The sequence below is a fragment of the Delftia sp. JD2 genome (assembly GCF_001682645.1).
Taxonomy (GTDB): Bacteria; Pseudomonadota; Gammaproteobacteria; order Burkholderiales; family Burkholderiaceae_C; genus Comamonas; species Comamonas acidovorans.
The window spans coordinates 1-12,142 of the sequence record NZ_LFJT01000065.1 but is presented as its reverse complement, the minus strand read 5'-3'; the positions used below and the strand labels follow the sequence as shown (position 1 = coordinate 12,142).

Annotated in this window: 14 protein-coding genes; 7 read left to right on the top strand and 7 right to left on the bottom strand. The window is 68.6% G+C overall.

Going from position 1 to position 12,142, the window contains the following annotated elements; all coding sequences use genetic code 11:
• Positions 1 to 11 precede the first annotated feature (11 nt).
• The 3 genes from ACM14_RS25275 to ACM14_RS25265 are packed head-to-tail and all read right to left on the bottom strand — an operon-like array spanning position 12 to position 2,894.
• The gene (locus tag ACM14_RS25275; RefSeq protein ID WP_012202277.1) at positions 12 to 1,436 is read right to left on the bottom strand and encodes an NAD(P)(+) transhydrogenase (Re/Si-specific) subunit beta; all 1,425 of its coding nucleotides are present in this window, start codon (positions 1,434 to 1,436) and stop codon (positions 12 to 14) included.
• The gene (locus tag ACM14_RS25270; RefSeq protein WP_012202276.1) at positions 1,433 to 1,777 is read right to left on the bottom strand and encodes an NAD(P) transhydrogenase subunit alpha; all 345 of its coding nucleotides are present in this window, start codon (positions 1,775 to 1,777) and stop codon (positions 1,433 to 1,435) included. The genes ACM14_RS25275 and ACM14_RS25270 overlap by 4 nt, the downstream gene beginning before the upstream one ends.
• A gap of 1 nt (position 1,778) precedes the next feature.
• Entirely contained in the window at positions 1,779 to 2,894 is a 1,116-nt protein-coding gene (locus ACM14_RS25265) for a Re/Si-specific NAD(P)(+) transhydrogenase subunit alpha (protein WP_063327715.1), read from the bottom strand.
• A gap of 320 nt (positions 2,895 to 3,214) precedes the next feature.
• On the opposite strand from ACM14_RS25265, the gene ACM14_RS30940 reads away from it, so the two are divergent.
• Together ACM14_RS30940 and ACM14_RS25260 are read left to right on the top strand one after the other, a co-directional pair.
• Positions 3,215 to 3,454 carry a zinc ribbon domain-containing protein gene (locus ACM14_RS30940; RefSeq protein WP_084027452.1) on the top strand — a complete coding sequence of 80 codons (240 nt, stop codon included), beginning with the start codon at positions 3,215 to 3,217 and terminating at the stop codon, positions 3,452 to 3,454.
• A gap of 85 nt (positions 3,455 to 3,539) precedes the next feature.
• Entirely contained in the window at positions 3,540 to 4,178 is a 639-nt protein-coding gene (locus ACM14_RS25260) for an MBL fold metallo-hydrolase (RefSeq protein WP_012202273.1), read from the top strand.
• Positions 4,179 to 4,191: 13 nt separating this feature from the next.
• Here the strand turns inward: ACM14_RS25260 and ACM14_RS25255 are convergent, their stop codons facing one another.
• Entirely contained in the window at positions 4,192 to 4,878 is a 687-nt protein-coding gene (locus tag ACM14_RS25255) for a Crp/Fnr family transcriptional regulator (protein WP_065347692.1), read from the bottom strand.
• Between the two features lie 84 nt (positions 4,879 to 4,962).
• On the opposite strand from ACM14_RS25255, the gene ACM14_RS25250 reads away from it, so the two are divergent.
• The 5 genes from ACM14_RS25250 to ACM14_RS25230 all read left to right on the top strand — a co-directional run bounded on the left by ACM14_RS25250 (position 4,963) and on the right by ACM14_RS25230 (position 9,944).
• On the top strand, positions 4,963 to 5,958 hold the full coding sequence (locus ACM14_RS25250) for an ABC transporter substrate-binding protein (protein WP_065347691.1): 996 nt from the start codon (positions 4,963 to 4,965) through the stop codon (positions 5,956 to 5,958).
• A gap of 14 nt (positions 5,959 to 5,972) precedes the next feature.
• Positions 5,973 to 6,773, top strand: a complete 801-nt coding sequence (locus tag ACM14_RS25245) for an ABC transporter ATP-binding protein (RefSeq protein ID WP_065347701.1) — start codon at positions 5,973 to 5,975, stop codon at positions 6,771 to 6,773.
• Positions 6,763 to 7,518 carry an ABC transporter permease gene (locus ACM14_RS25240; RefSeq protein ID WP_013800204.1) on the top strand — a complete coding sequence of 252 codons (756 nt, stop codon included), beginning with the start codon at positions 6,763 to 6,765 and terminating at the stop codon, positions 7,516 to 7,518. Before ACM14_RS25245 ends, ACM14_RS25240 begins: the two co-directional genes overlap by 11 nt.
• Before the next feature lie 69 nt (positions 7,519 to 7,587).
• A complete protein-coding gene (locus tag ACM14_RS25235) occupies positions 7,588 to 8,463 on the top strand; it encodes a TauD/TfdA family dioxygenase (protein ID WP_065347690.1) in 876 nt (291 codons plus the stop codon).
• A 23-nt stretch (positions 8,464 to 8,486) separates the two neighbouring features.
• Positions 8,487 to 9,944 carry an aldehyde dehydrogenase family protein gene (locus ACM14_RS25230; protein WP_065347689.1) on the top strand — a complete coding sequence of 486 codons (1,458 nt, stop codon included), beginning with the start codon at positions 8,487 to 8,489 and terminating at the stop codon, positions 9,942 to 9,944.
• A 10-nt stretch (positions 9,945 to 9,954) separates the two neighbouring features.
• On the opposite strand, the gene ACM14_RS25225 is transcribed toward ACM14_RS25230, so the two are convergent.
• From ACM14_RS25225 to ACM14_RS25215, 3 genes are all read right to left on the bottom strand, one after another.
• Positions 9,955 to 10,857: a M48 family metallopeptidase gene (locus tag ACM14_RS25225; protein ID WP_065347700.1), complete on the bottom strand. Its 903-nt coding sequence runs from the start codon at positions 10,855 to 10,857 to the stop codon at positions 9,955 to 9,957.
• Between the two features lie 60 nt (positions 10,858 to 10,917).
• Positions 10,918 to 11,889, bottom strand: coding sequence for a DMT family transporter (locus ACM14_RS25220; protein ID WP_065347688.1), 972 nt, complete (start codon positions 11,887 to 11,889; stop codon positions 10,918 to 10,920).
• A 72-nt stretch (positions 11,890 to 11,961) separates the two neighbouring features.
• Positions 11,962 to 12,142 (bottom strand): helix-turn-helix domain-containing protein (locus tag ACM14_RS25215; RefSeq protein ID WP_139093495.1); only part of this gene is annotated, 181 nt, incomplete at its 5' end.

Sequence of the window (12,142 nt, the reverse complement as noted above, 5' to 3'; positions counted from 1 at the left end):
GGGCGCACGCCTCACTCCAGCGCCTTGCCCATGTCCTCCACCACCTTCTTGGCGTCGCCGAAGACCATCATGGTCTTGTCCATGTAGAACAGTTCGTTGTCCAGGCCCGCATAGCCTGCTGCCATGGAGCGCTTGTTGACGATCACCGTCTTGGCCTTGTAGGCCTCCAGGATGGGCATGCCGTAGATGGGGCTGCCCTTGACGTGTGCGGCGGGGTTCACCACGTCGTTGGCGCCCAGGATGATGGCCACGTCGGCCTGGCCGAACTCGCTGTTGATGTCCTCCATCTCGAAGACCTGGTCGTAGGGCACCTCGGCCTCGGCCAGCAGCACGTTCATGTGGCCGGGCATGCGGCCCGCCACCGGGTGGATAGCGTACTTCACCGTCACGCCGCGCTCGGTGAGCTTGTCGGCCAGCTCCTTGACCGCGTGCTGGGCACGCGCCACGGCCAGGCCGTAGCCGGGCACGATAACCACGGTCTCGGCATTGCCCAGGACGAAGGCCGCATCGTCGGCGCTGCCGCTTTTCACGTTGCGCTGCTGCTGGGAGCCTGCCGCCGCGCTGGTGGCCTCGCCGCCGAAGCCGCCCAGGATCACGCTGAAGAACGAGCGGTTCATGGCCTTGCACATGATGTAGCTCAGGATGGCGCCCGAGCTGCCCACCAGCGAACCCGCAATGATCAGCATGCTGTTGTTCAGCGAGAAGCCGATGCCCGCCGCCGCCCAGCCCGAGTAGCTGTTGAGCATGGACACGACCACCGGCATGTCCGCGCCGCCGATCGGAATGATCAGCAGCACGCCCAGCAGCAGGCCCAGGGCGATGACCAGCACGATGTCCATCCAGCTTTGGCTGTGCCAGAAGCCGAAGACGAAGAAGGCTGCTGCCAGCCCCAGCACGGCGTTGAGCGCATGCTGGCCCTTGAACTGCACGGGCGCGCCCTGGAACAGGCGGAACTTGTACTTGCCGCTGAGCTTGCCGAAGGCGATCACCGAGCCCGTGAAGGTCACGGCGCCGATGAAGGCGCCCAGCGCCAGCTCCACGCGGTTGCCGCCCGGAATGGCGCCGCCCTTGGCCGTGATGGCAAAGGCCCAGGGCTCGGCCACGGCGGCCACGGCGATGAACACCGCCGCCAGGCCGATCATGCTGTGCATGAAGGCGACCAATTCAGGCATCTTGGTCATCTCCACGCGCTGGGCCATGACGGCACCGGCCGTGCCGCCGACCAGCAGGCCCAGCAGCACCCAGCCCAGGCCCAGGGCGTTGCCGCCGGCCAGCTGCACGATGAGCGCTGCCGTGGTCAGCACGGCGATCACCATGCCGGCCATGCCGAACAGGTTGCCGCGTATGGACGTGGTGGGATGCGACAGCCCCTTGAGCGCCTGGATGAAGCAGACGCTGGCCACCAGGTAGAGCAACGTGACGAGGTTCATGCTCATGACTGGCCCTCCGCCTTGGCGTCCTTGCCGTCCTTGGCCGGAGCGCTCTTGCGCTCTTTCTTGCGGAACATCTCCAGCATGCGCCGCGTGACCAGGAAGCCGCCGAACACGTTGACCGCGGCCAGCGCCACGGCCAGCACGCCCATGGTCTTGCCCAGGCCCGTTTCCGTGAGCGCCGCCGCCAGCATGGCGCCGACGATGACGATGGCCGAGATGGCATTGGTCACCGCCATCAGCGGCGTGTGCAGCGCGGGCGTGACGGTCCAGACCACGTGGTAGCCCACGTAGATGGCCAGCACGAAGATGATGAGATGGATGATGGTGGGGGATACGGCTTCCATGTCATTTCCTCCGCAGCTGGCCTTCATGGGCCATCAGGCACGCGGCCACAATGTCGTCCTCCATGTCCACATGCAGGGCGCCATCCTTGTTGATGATGAGCTTGAGAAAATCGAGCACATTGCGTGCATACAGGGCCGAGGCATCGGCCGCCACCATGGCGGGCAGGTTGGTCAGTCCCACGATGGTCACGCCATGCGTGACCACCGTCATGCCGGCCTGGGTCAGCGGGCAGTTGCCGCCGCGCTCTGCCGCCAGGTCCACGATGACGGCGCCGGGCTTCATGGCCTGCACCATCTCGGCCGTGACCAGCACGGGAGCGGGCCGGCCCGGGATCAGCGCCGTGGTGATGACCACGTCGGCCTGGGCCACGCGCTTGGCCACCTCGGCCTTCTGGCGGTCCAGCCAGCTTTGCGGCATGGGGCGCGCGTAGCCGCCCACGCCTTCGGCGGCCTCCTTTTCCTCGGCGGTCTCGTAGGGCACGTCGATGAACTTGCCGCCCAGGGATTCGACCTGCTCACGCACGCTGGGCCGCACATCGCTGGCCTCGATCACGGCGCCCAGGCGCTTGGCCGTGGCAATGGCCTGCAGGCCGGCCACGCCCACGCCCAGCACCACGACGCGCGCGGCCTTCACCGTGCCCGCCGCCGTCATCAGCATGGGAAAGAAGCGCTGGTACTGGTTGGCCGCAATCATCACGGCCTTGTAGCCGGCGATATTGGCCTGGCTGGACAGCACGTCCATGCTCTGCGCACGCGTGGTGCGCGGAGCCGCCTCCAGCGCATAGGCCGTGATGCCCGCATCGGCCAGGCGCTGCAGGCCTGCGGGCTGGAACGGGTCCAGCATGCCGACCAGCGTTGCGCCCTTGCGGATGCCGGGCAACTCGTCCTCCGAAGGGATACGGACCTTGAGCACCAGGTCGGCGCCCAGGGCGCCTGCCACATCGACGATCTCCGCGCCCGCTGCCTCGTACAAGGCATCGGGCACGCTGGCCGCCACTCCCGCCCCCGCCTGCACGCGCAGCACATGGCCTTGCGCACGCAGCTTCTTGACGGTCTCGGGGGTCGCAGCCACCCGGGTTTCTCCTGCCATGGTCTCGGCAGGCACGCCAATCAACATACCGGTTCTCCCTCGCGTGATGCCGGTACCCGCCCTGCGTTACGCAGGTGGCGGCCCGGCCCATCCTCGAAAAAATCCTTGCGTGCCTGCATCGGGGGCAGGCTGGCTTGGCGGCACGGCTAGCTTGTAACACGGCGGCGTTGCCGCAGCCACGGGGTCTGCCCGCGAGGCTGTCTCCTGTCCGTCACAGGACCTGGATTGCCACGAGATGACAGCCACATTAAATGATCGCCATCCACGGCCCGGCGGACCGCTGCCGTGTCCCAATGCGCCTTTGAACGACTGCAGCGGCGCATCCGCGCAGTGCGAAGGAATACACCATGGGACTCTTGCAAAGACTGTTCGGAAATCATTCGCGCGGCGGCCACCACGGCGGCGGCGCATACCGTGCCGCAGCCGTGGCGGCGGTCTGCCCCGGCTGCCGTGCATCCATTGCCGCCAGCTCGCGCTTTTGCCCGCAGTGTGGCGGCGCGGTGCTGCCGCAGGCCTGCAGGAGATGCAACGCCAGCCATCCGGCCGGCGCGCGGTTCTGCGGGCAATGCGGCCAGCCGACCACCTGACGGCGCAAGCGGGGCGACCCTGCGCTGCCATCAGGGGAAGGAGCGGGAATAATGGGCGCTTTCGCCAGAAGCACCCACGCCGCCCATGCTCCAGTACCACACCATCCCCGTCACCGCCTTCCAGCAGAACTGCTCGCTGGTCTGGTGCGACCAGACCATGGAAGCCGCCGTCATCGATCCGGGCGGCGACCTGGAGCAGATCGGCTGGGAGATTGAGCGCCTGGGCCTGGCGCTCAAGGCCATCTGGCTCACGCACGCCCACATAGACCACGCGGGCGGCACGCGCGAGCTGGCCGATGCACAGCAGTTGCCCATCATCGGCCCCCATCCCGGAGACCAGTTCTGGATCGATGCCCTGCCCCAGCAGGGCGCCATGTTCGGCTTCCCGCATTCGGACCCCTTCACGCCCACGCGCTGGCTGCACGATGGCGACACGGTGAGCATCGGCCAGGAGACACTGCAGGTGCGCCACTGCCCCGGCCATACGCCCGGCCACGTGGTGTTCCATGCGCCGCAGATCGACCGCGCCTTCGTGGGAGACGTGCTGTTCGCAGGCAGCATCGGCCGCACCGACTTTCCCCAGGGCAACCACCAGCAGCTGATCGACAGCATCGTCCAGCGCCTGTGGCCCATGGGCGACCAAACCGTGTTCATCCCGGGCCACGGCCCCGAAAGCAGCTTCGGCCGCGAGCGCAAGAGCAACCCCTACGTGGGCGGGACCTGAGCCTGCAGCTGTCTCAGCCCAGCACCTCGATCCACCGATAGCCAAGGCGCACGCTGCCGCCCGCCTGCAGCTTGCGCAGCTCCTCGTTCACGCGCTGGCGCGAGGCGCCCACCACATGCGACAGATCGCCCTGCGATATGCGCAGCAGGGTGCGGCCACCGGGCAGGGGCAGGCCGTTCTCTGCCGCCAGAACCTGCAAGGTGGCCCAGACCCGGGCATGCAGCGTGTCCTCCGAACTGATGAAGATGGTGTCCAGCAGCCCGTTCACGCGCAGGCTCAGCAGGCGCGCCACAGCCAGGCATGCGGGCGCATCGCGCTCCAGGAAGTCCAGCAGCGGCTGGCGCGGCAGAACCAGCACCTCGACATCGCCATCGGCCACCAGGTCCACGGGCACGGGCGCATTGCCCAGCACCGAGCTGATGCCGGTGATCTCCCCGGCCTCCAGCCAGCGCGTCATGCGCTCGGTGCCGCCCACGGTGAAGGCCACGACACGAAAGCGCCCTGACAGCAGCACCAGCGCATGGTCGGCCGCATCGCCGCGCTTTTGCACGAACTGTCCATCGCGGTAGCGGCGCCTGGAGCCTATGGCCCGCAGCCCGCGTGCCGATGCGGCCGGCAATTCGGCCAGCAGATCCACGCGATAGCGCTCGCTGCGCGCCTGCGCCAAAGACGTGTTGGGGGAACCGAGCTTGGTGTTCACCCGCCCATTGTCCCTTTCGCGGCAATTGGCGCATAGCACCGTCCTTGTAATCGGCCCCATACCCACACGTATGGAGCCCGCCCCATGATCCGCACCACGCTCGCCCTGGTATCCGCCTTCGTGTTCGCCCTGCTCTCGACCCAGGCAGCCCTGGCACAGACGCCCACGCTGCGTATCCAGGACTACCCCGGCATCGGCAATTTCCTGGTGCGCGTGGCCAACGCGCGGGGACTGTGCGAGAAGCACGGCATACGCTGCGAACTGCGCCCCATCCCGCAGGCGCCGCTGGCGCTGCAGACCTTGCTGGCCGGTGACCTCGAAGTGGCGTTTACGCCGCCCGAGGTGCTGCTTCAGGCGGTCAACAAGGGCGCCGACCTCAAGGTGATCGGCAGCGGCGCGAGCGCGCCGACGTTCTTCCTCATGGCTTCGTCGGCCCTGCCCACCCCGCATGCCGGCCAGGGCTATCCCGCCGTGATGCAGGACTTCAAGGGCCGGCGCATCGGCGTGACGGCGCGTGGCAGCGCGGCCGAGTTCCAGCTCGTGAGCCTGCTGCAGGGCGCCGGCATGAAGGCGGACGACGTCACCATCGTCGCCGTGGGATCGCCCAACACCGCCTTTCCGGCGATTGCGCAAAAGCAGGTCGATGGCCTGATGCTGTTCTCGCCCATGGACGGCTTTTGCGAGGTCAGCCAGGCCTGCCGCATCGTCGTCGATCCGCGCAGGGGCCAGGGTCCCGCCGAGGTGTTGGATACCAACGGCGCCGGCGTGCTGCAGGTGGTGCGCGCCGACTTCCTGCGCAAGAACGCCCCGGCCGTGGAGGGCTTGCGCCGCGCCATGAACGAGGCGGCCGACTATGCCCGCGAACCGGCCCATTTCGATGCATTGCTCAAAGTCGCGCAGGACAGCTTCAGGATCAACACGCCCGGCGGCGACCGGATCCTGGAAGTGGCGCTGCGCAATGCCATTCCTTCCATGCAGTTCGCAGTGGACCCCGGGGCATTGCAGCACGCCGCGCGCTACCTGCAGCGCACGGGGCAAATCAGCCGGCTGATCGACACCGCGCCCCTGCTGGCGCAGTGAAGGAGGCGCTCGCCATGACTCCCAATGGATCACGCCTTCCGCCGCCGCAGGCCATTGCCGCCGACGGCCTGCAGTTGAGCTTCGACGGCCGCACGCAGGTGCTGGACAACATTGCGCTGCAGGTGGCCGAGGGCGAATTCGTCTCGCTGGTCGGGCCCAGCGGCTGCGGCAAGACCAGTCTGCTCAACCTCTGCGCAGGCCTGGTGGCCCACACCGGCGCCGGCACGCTGCGCGTGCTGGGCGAGGCACCGCGCCTGGGCAGTTCCCGCGTGGGCTACATGCTGGCGCGCGACAGCCTGCTGCCCTGGTGCACGGCGCTGGAGAACGCCGCCTTCGGCGCGCGCGTGCGCGGCGTCGGCACGGCCGACAGCACGGAGCGCGCACTGCGCATGCTGCAGGAGGTGGGCCTGGCCGACCATGCGCAGGCCCTGCCCAAGGCCTTGTCCCACGGCATGCGCCAGCGCACGGCGCTGGCGCGCACCTTTGCGCTGGACGCGCAGCTGCTGCTGATGGACGAGCCCTTCGGCGCCCTGGACGCGCAGACCAAGCTGCAGCTGCAGGACCTGCTGCTGCGCCTGTGCCAGCAGCACCGCCACAGCGTGCTGTTCGTGACCCACGACCTGGCCGAGGCCGTGGCCGTCTCCGACCGCGTGGTGGTGATGTCCTCGCGCCCGGGCCGCATCATCGCCGACCTGCCCATAGACCTGCCGCGCCCGCGCTCCATCCGCGACCTGCAGAAGTCCCCGCGCTTCCATGAACTCTATGCGGCCCTGTGGTCGCAGCTTGAATCGGGATGGGTGCACCATGAAGGCTGACCGTCTGCAATGGCTGGCGCTGCATGCGCTGTTCATCTGTCTCGTGCTGGGACTGGCCGAATGGGCCGCCGCGCGCCGCTGGCTGGACCCCACCTTCTTCGGCCAGCCCAGCGGCGTGGCCGCCTATCTCTGGAACCATGCGGGCACGGCCCGGTTCTGGTCCGACCTGGGCTGGACGCTGGCGGCCGTGGCCTGCTCCTTCGTGCTGGGCAGCGTGGCCGCCTTCGCCACGGGGCTGGCCTTCGTGCGCTGGCCGGCCATCGAACGCTTTGCAGAGCCCTACTTCAACGCGCTGAACGTGATGCCGCGCATCGCGCTGGCGCCGCTGTTCATCCTGTGGTTCGGGCTGGGGCTGGGCAGCAAGATCGCCGTGGGCTGCTCGCTGACCTTCTTCATCGTGCTGTCGGCCACGGTGGCAGGCATGCGGGGCGTCAGCCAGGACCATGTGACGCTGTGCCGCACCCTGGGCGCCAGCGCCGCCACCACCTTCTTCGAGGTCACGCTGCCCGGCGCCGTCCCGGTGATCTTCTCGGGCCTGCGGCTGGGATTGATCTATGCCCTGCTGGGCGTGGTGGGCACCGAGATCATCGCCAGCGAAAAGGGCCTGGGCCAGACCCTGGCCTACCTGGGCTCCACCTTCGACATCAATGGCGTCATGGCGCTGCTGCTGGTGCTGGCCTTGCTGGGCGTGGGCATGGTGCGCTTCATGTCCTGGGCCGAGAGGCGGCTGCTGCACTGGCAGTGAGCCCGCCAGCCCTCTCTCCCCACCTTCCCCCCTTCCTCCCCTCCCATCCGTTCCTTCAAGGAGTACCCCATGGCCAATGCCGCCCCCATGCAGCTGATCGACATCGACGCCCGCTACCACCACATCCGCCCCGTGCCGCGCATGCCCAACTTCGCGGCCTGGATCGAGGGCGTGGACCTGACCCGGCCCCTGTCCCCCGATGTGCAGGCGGAACTGCGACAGGCCCTGTACGACTTCGAGGTCATCTTCTTCCGGCCTCAGGCCATCACGGCCGAGCAGCATGTGGCGCTGGCGCAGGTGTTCGGCCCGCTGTCCAAGGGCTCGTACTTCGAGCGCAAGAGCGGCATGCCCGACGTGGAGATGATCATCTCCGACAAGGACCGCCCGCCCGCCATAGACAACTGGCACACCGACATCAGCTGGAAGCAGCAGCCGCCGCTGGGCACCGTGATCCAGATCGTGACCACGCCGCCGGCCGGCGGCAACACTTGCTGGACCAGCACCAGCAAGGCCTATGACTGGCTCTCGCCCGGCATGCAGCAGTACCTGGAAGGCCTGCAGGCGGTCCATACCTGGGAGGAATCGGGCTTCCGGGAATACCTGGGCCGCAAGGGCGAGGAGGCGCTGTTCGAGGCGCTGCGCCAGTTCAAGCCCGTGACGCATCCCGTGGTGCGCACCAACCCCGATTCAGGCCGCAAGTGCATCTTCGTCAATGCCGATTTCACGCGCCACATCACGGGCGTGGACCGGCACGAGGCGCGCGGCGTGCTCGCCTTCCTGCTGGACTGGCTGAAGAAGCCGGAGTTCATGGTGCATCATCAATGGGACGCGGGCGGCATCGCCATCTGGGACAACCGCAGCACGCAGCACTATGCTGTGGCCGACTACTGGCCCCACTACCGCGTGAACCAGCGCGTCACCTTCGACACCCCTTCCACCCAATGACAACGAGACACGGAGACAGCTTCATGAGCACGCAAGAGCACCTGCAGTTCTATATCGACGGCCAATGGGTTCCCCCGGCCGTGCCGCGCACGCTGGATGTGATCAATCCGTCCACCGAGGAGGTGGCGGCCCGCATCAGCATGGGCTCGGCCGCCGATGTCGATGCAGCCGTGGCCGCCGCACGCCGCGCGTTCGACGGCTTCTCGCAGACCACGCGCGACGAGCGGCTGGCCCTGCTGGACAAGGTGCTGGCGGTCTACATGCGCCGCATCGACGAGGTGGCGCAGACCATCTCGCTGGAGATGGGCGCGCCGCTGTGGCTGTCGCGCGCGGCCCAGGCCACGGTGGGCGCAGGGCACCTGAAGCAGACCCTGCAGGTGCTCAGGGAATTCGAGTTCGAGAGCGTGCGCGGCACCACCGGCATCGTGCATGAGCCCGTGGGCGTGGTGGGCATGATCACGCCCTGGAACTGGCCCATCAACCAGATCATGTGCAAGGTGGCACCGGCCCTGGCGGCGGGCTGCACCATGGTGCTCAAGCCCTCGGAGATCGCGCCGCTCAATGCCATCCTGGTGGCCGAGATCCTGCACGAAGCGGGCGTGCCGGCCGGCGTGTTCAACCTGGTCAACGGCGACGGCCCCTCGGTGGGCGAGGCCATGTCCGTGCACCCCGGCATCGACATGATGACCTTCACGGGCTCCACGCGCGCGGGCATTGCCGTGGCCAAGGCCTCGGCCGATACCGTCAAGCGCGTGACGCAGGAGCTGGGCGGCAAGTCGGCCAACATCGTGCTGGACGATGCCGACATCGAAAAAGCCGTGGCCCAGGGCGTGAACGCCTGCTTCACCAATTCGGGCCAGAGCTGCAACGCACCCACGCGCATGTTCGTGCCGCGCGCCCTGCATGCGCGCGCCGTGGCCGCGGCCAAGGCCGCTGCCGAAGGCATGAAGGTGGGCGATGCATTGGCCGACACCGGCGCCATGCACATGGGCCCCGTGGTCAGCGAGGCGCAGTTCCGCAAGATCCAGGGCCTGATCGAGGCCGGCATCGCCGAAGGCGCCACCCTGGTGGCCGGTGGCACGGGCCGCCCCGAGGGCCTTGCGCGCGGCTACTTCGTGCGGCCCACGGTGTTCGCCGATGTGCGCAACGACATGACCATTGCGCGCGAGGAAATCTTCGGCCCCGTGCTGGTCATCCTGCCCTACGACACGGAGGAGGAGGCCATCGCCCAGGCCAACGACACGCCCTACGGCCTGTCGGGCTATGTGCAGTCAGGCAGCCTGGAGCGCGCACGCCGCGTGGCATCGCGCCTGCGCACCGGCATGGTCCACCTCAACGGCGCGGGGCCGGACTTCGGCGCGCCGTTCGGTGGCTACAAGCAGTCAGGCACGGGCCGGGAATGGGGCGAGCACGGCTTCAAGGAGTACCTTGAAGTGAAAGCCGTGATGGGCTATCAACCAAAGCAAAAAGCCGCCGCCTGAAGGCGGCTGCCTACCCGCGCCGTGCGGCCTCGTAGAGGCCTTCCACGCGCGGGATGTTGCGTTCCAGCTCGCGGATGCGCTCGGGGCCTGCGGGGTGGGTGGACAGGAATTCCAGGCCGCCACGGTCGCCCGTGGCCTGGCCCATCTTGCGCCACAGCGAGACCGAGGCCTGGGGGTTGTAGCCGGCACGCGCGGCCAGTTCCAGGCCCACGAGGTCGGCCTCGCTCTCGTCGCCCCGGCTGAATTTCAGCGACAGCAGCTGGCCGCCCAGGCGGGCCGCCGCATTGCCCAGGTCGCCCAGGCCCAGCAATTGGGCGCCCAGCGAGATGCCGATGCTGGTGGCCTGGTTCTTGGCCAACTGCTCGCGCGAGTGCTCGCGCAGCGCATGGGCCATTTCGTGGCCCATGATCATGGCGATCTCGTCGTCGGTGAGCTGCAGTTGCTCGATGATGCCCGTGTAGAAGGCGATCTTGCCGCCCGGCATGCAAAAGGCATTGATCTCCTTGCTGCCGATCAGATTCACCTCCCAACGCCAGGCATTGGCGCGCGGGTTCCACTGCGCGGTATACGGAATCAGCCGCCGGGCAATGGCGCGCAGCCGCTGAAGCTGCGGGTTGCTGTCGCCAGCCAGTGCGCCCTGGGCGCGGGCCTTGGCCAGCAGTTGCTGGTACTGGTCGGTGGCGGCGCCTTCCAGCGTCTCGGCCGGCACCAGCTTGCGCAGGCCCGAGGCACCGCCTACCTGCACCTGTGCCGCCACCGGCGCCGTGGCCAGGCCCATGGCCGCCGCGCTGCCGGCCAGCAGAAAACCGCGACGCGCGCGCCAGGGCGCGCAGGCACAGCCCCAGGCGGACGGGGCACAGGATTCGGAGGAGAGATGGGATGGCTGCTGCATGCCGCCAAGTCTAGCGGCCATGCATGCCTGAAACATGCGGAGAACAGCGCATCGTGAAGAACGGCGCCGGCCTACAAAGAGTCACGCCATCTGCGCGGCCATCACGGCCCGCTGCGCCCGCATCTCGGCGCCGATCACCAGCATCAGCCCCGCCAGCACGGCCAGCAGCCCCAGCCACGATTGCAGCGGCTGCCGCTCGCCCACGACCCACACCGCCAGCACGAAGGCCGCCACGGGCTCGATCAGGCTCAGCGTCACGCCCGTGGGTCCCGAGATGCTGCGCAGCCCGATGGAAAACAGCATGTGCGCCAGGCCCGAAACCACCACGCCCAGGTAGACCACCACCAGCACGGCCGCCAGGCTCCACTGCGGCAGGCCGCTTTGCACCAGCGCAATCGGCACCGCCATGCAGGCCGCCCCGGTGAAGACATAGAAATTCACCACGCGCGGCGACATGTGGGTGACCAGGCGCTTGTTGATCAGCGCATAGCCCGCGTACGACAGCCCCGCCAGCAGGCACAGGGCCAGGCCGCTCCAGGACAGCGTGGCACCGCCCCGGGCCATCACCATGGCCGCACCTCCCGCCACGCTCACCAGCGTGCCGGCCCACCACAGGGCCGACAGGGGCGCGCGCAGCACCAGCGCCTGCATCAGCCCGGCCCAGATGGGGCCGCTGCCAATGGCCACGGCCGTGCCCACGGCCACGCCCGTGAGCGTCACGCCCTCGTAGAAAAAGATGCTGTAGCCGCCGATTCCCATGGAAGCCAGCACGAACCAGGCCGGGCGCAGTCCCAGGTGCACCGGGTTGGGCAGCAGCGGCTGGACGGGAGCTCCGCCCTGCCCGGCCCGCCCGCGCAGCCTCCAATGGGAAACCGCCAGCAGCGCCCCCAGAAACAGGCTGGAGACGGCCAGCTGCGCGGCGCCCACCCAGAACGGCGACAGCCCGCCTGCGCCCAGGCTTTGCGCCGTGCCTGTCGTGCCCCAGAGCACGGCGGCCACCGAAACGAAGGCGATGCCGACGGCGGAGGAAGAAGCGGAAGAATTGCGAACCATGGCGCCATGTTGCGCCTGGCGCGGCCGGGCATTTGTCGAGAAACGCTCGTAGTCCGGAGGACTGTGAACGGGCTAGCCGCGCAGTTGCCGCGCCGTCACGCCCCGGTCGCGCCGCAGCGCATAGGCCAGCGCACTGGCCGAGGCATAGCCGCAGCGCAGCGCCGTGGCCTCCAGGGGCAGGCCCCGCGCCAGCCCGCGCTCGGCCGCATCCAGGCGCAGGCCACGCAGCCAGGCCTGGGGCGGCTGGCCCGCC

Coding starts and splice junctions, on each gene's coding strand:
- ACM14_RS25275 (WP_012202277.1), bottom strand. CDS start 1,436: ATGAGCATGAACCTCGTCACGTTGCTCTACCTGGTGGCCAGCGTCTGC.
- ACM14_RS25270 (WP_012202276.1), bottom strand. CDS start 1,777: ATGGAAGCCGTATCCCCCACCATCATCCATCTCATCATCTTCGTGCTG.
- ACM14_RS25265 (WP_063327715.1), bottom strand. CDS start 2,894: ATGTTGATTGGCGTGCCTGCCGAGACCATGGCAGGAGAAACCCGGGTG.
- ACM14_RS30940 (WP_084027452.1), top strand. CDS start 3,215: ATGGGACTCTTGCAAAGACTGTTCGGAAATCATTCGCGCGGCGGCCAC.
- ACM14_RS25260 (WP_012202273.1), top strand. CDS start 3,540: ATGCTCCAGTACCACACCATCCCCGTCACCGCCTTCCAGCAGAACTGC.
- ACM14_RS25250 (WP_065347691.1), top strand. CDS start 4,963: ATGATCCGCACCACGCTCGCCCTGGTATCCGCCTTCGTGTTCGCCCTG.
- ACM14_RS25245 (WP_065347701.1), top strand. CDS start 5,973: ATGACTCCCAATGGATCACGCCTTCCGCCGCCGCAGGCCATTGCCGCC.
- ACM14_RS25240 (WP_013800204.1), top strand. CDS start 6,763: ATGAAGGCTGACCGTCTGCAATGGCTGGCGCTGCATGCGCTGTTCATC.
- ACM14_RS25235 (WP_065347690.1), top strand. CDS start 7,588: ATGGCCAATGCCGCCCCCATGCAGCTGATCGACATCGACGCCCGCTAC.
- ACM14_RS25230 (WP_065347689.1), top strand. CDS start 8,487: ATGAGCACGCAAGAGCACCTGCAGTTCTATATCGACGGCCAATGGGTT.
- ACM14_RS25225 (WP_065347700.1), bottom strand. CDS start 10,857: ATGGCCGCTAGACTTGGCGGCATGCAGCAGCCATCCCATCTCTCCTCC.
- ACM14_RS25220 (WP_065347688.1), bottom strand. CDS start 11,889: ATGGTTCGCAATTCTTCCGCTTCTTCCTCCGCCGTCGGCATCGCCTTC.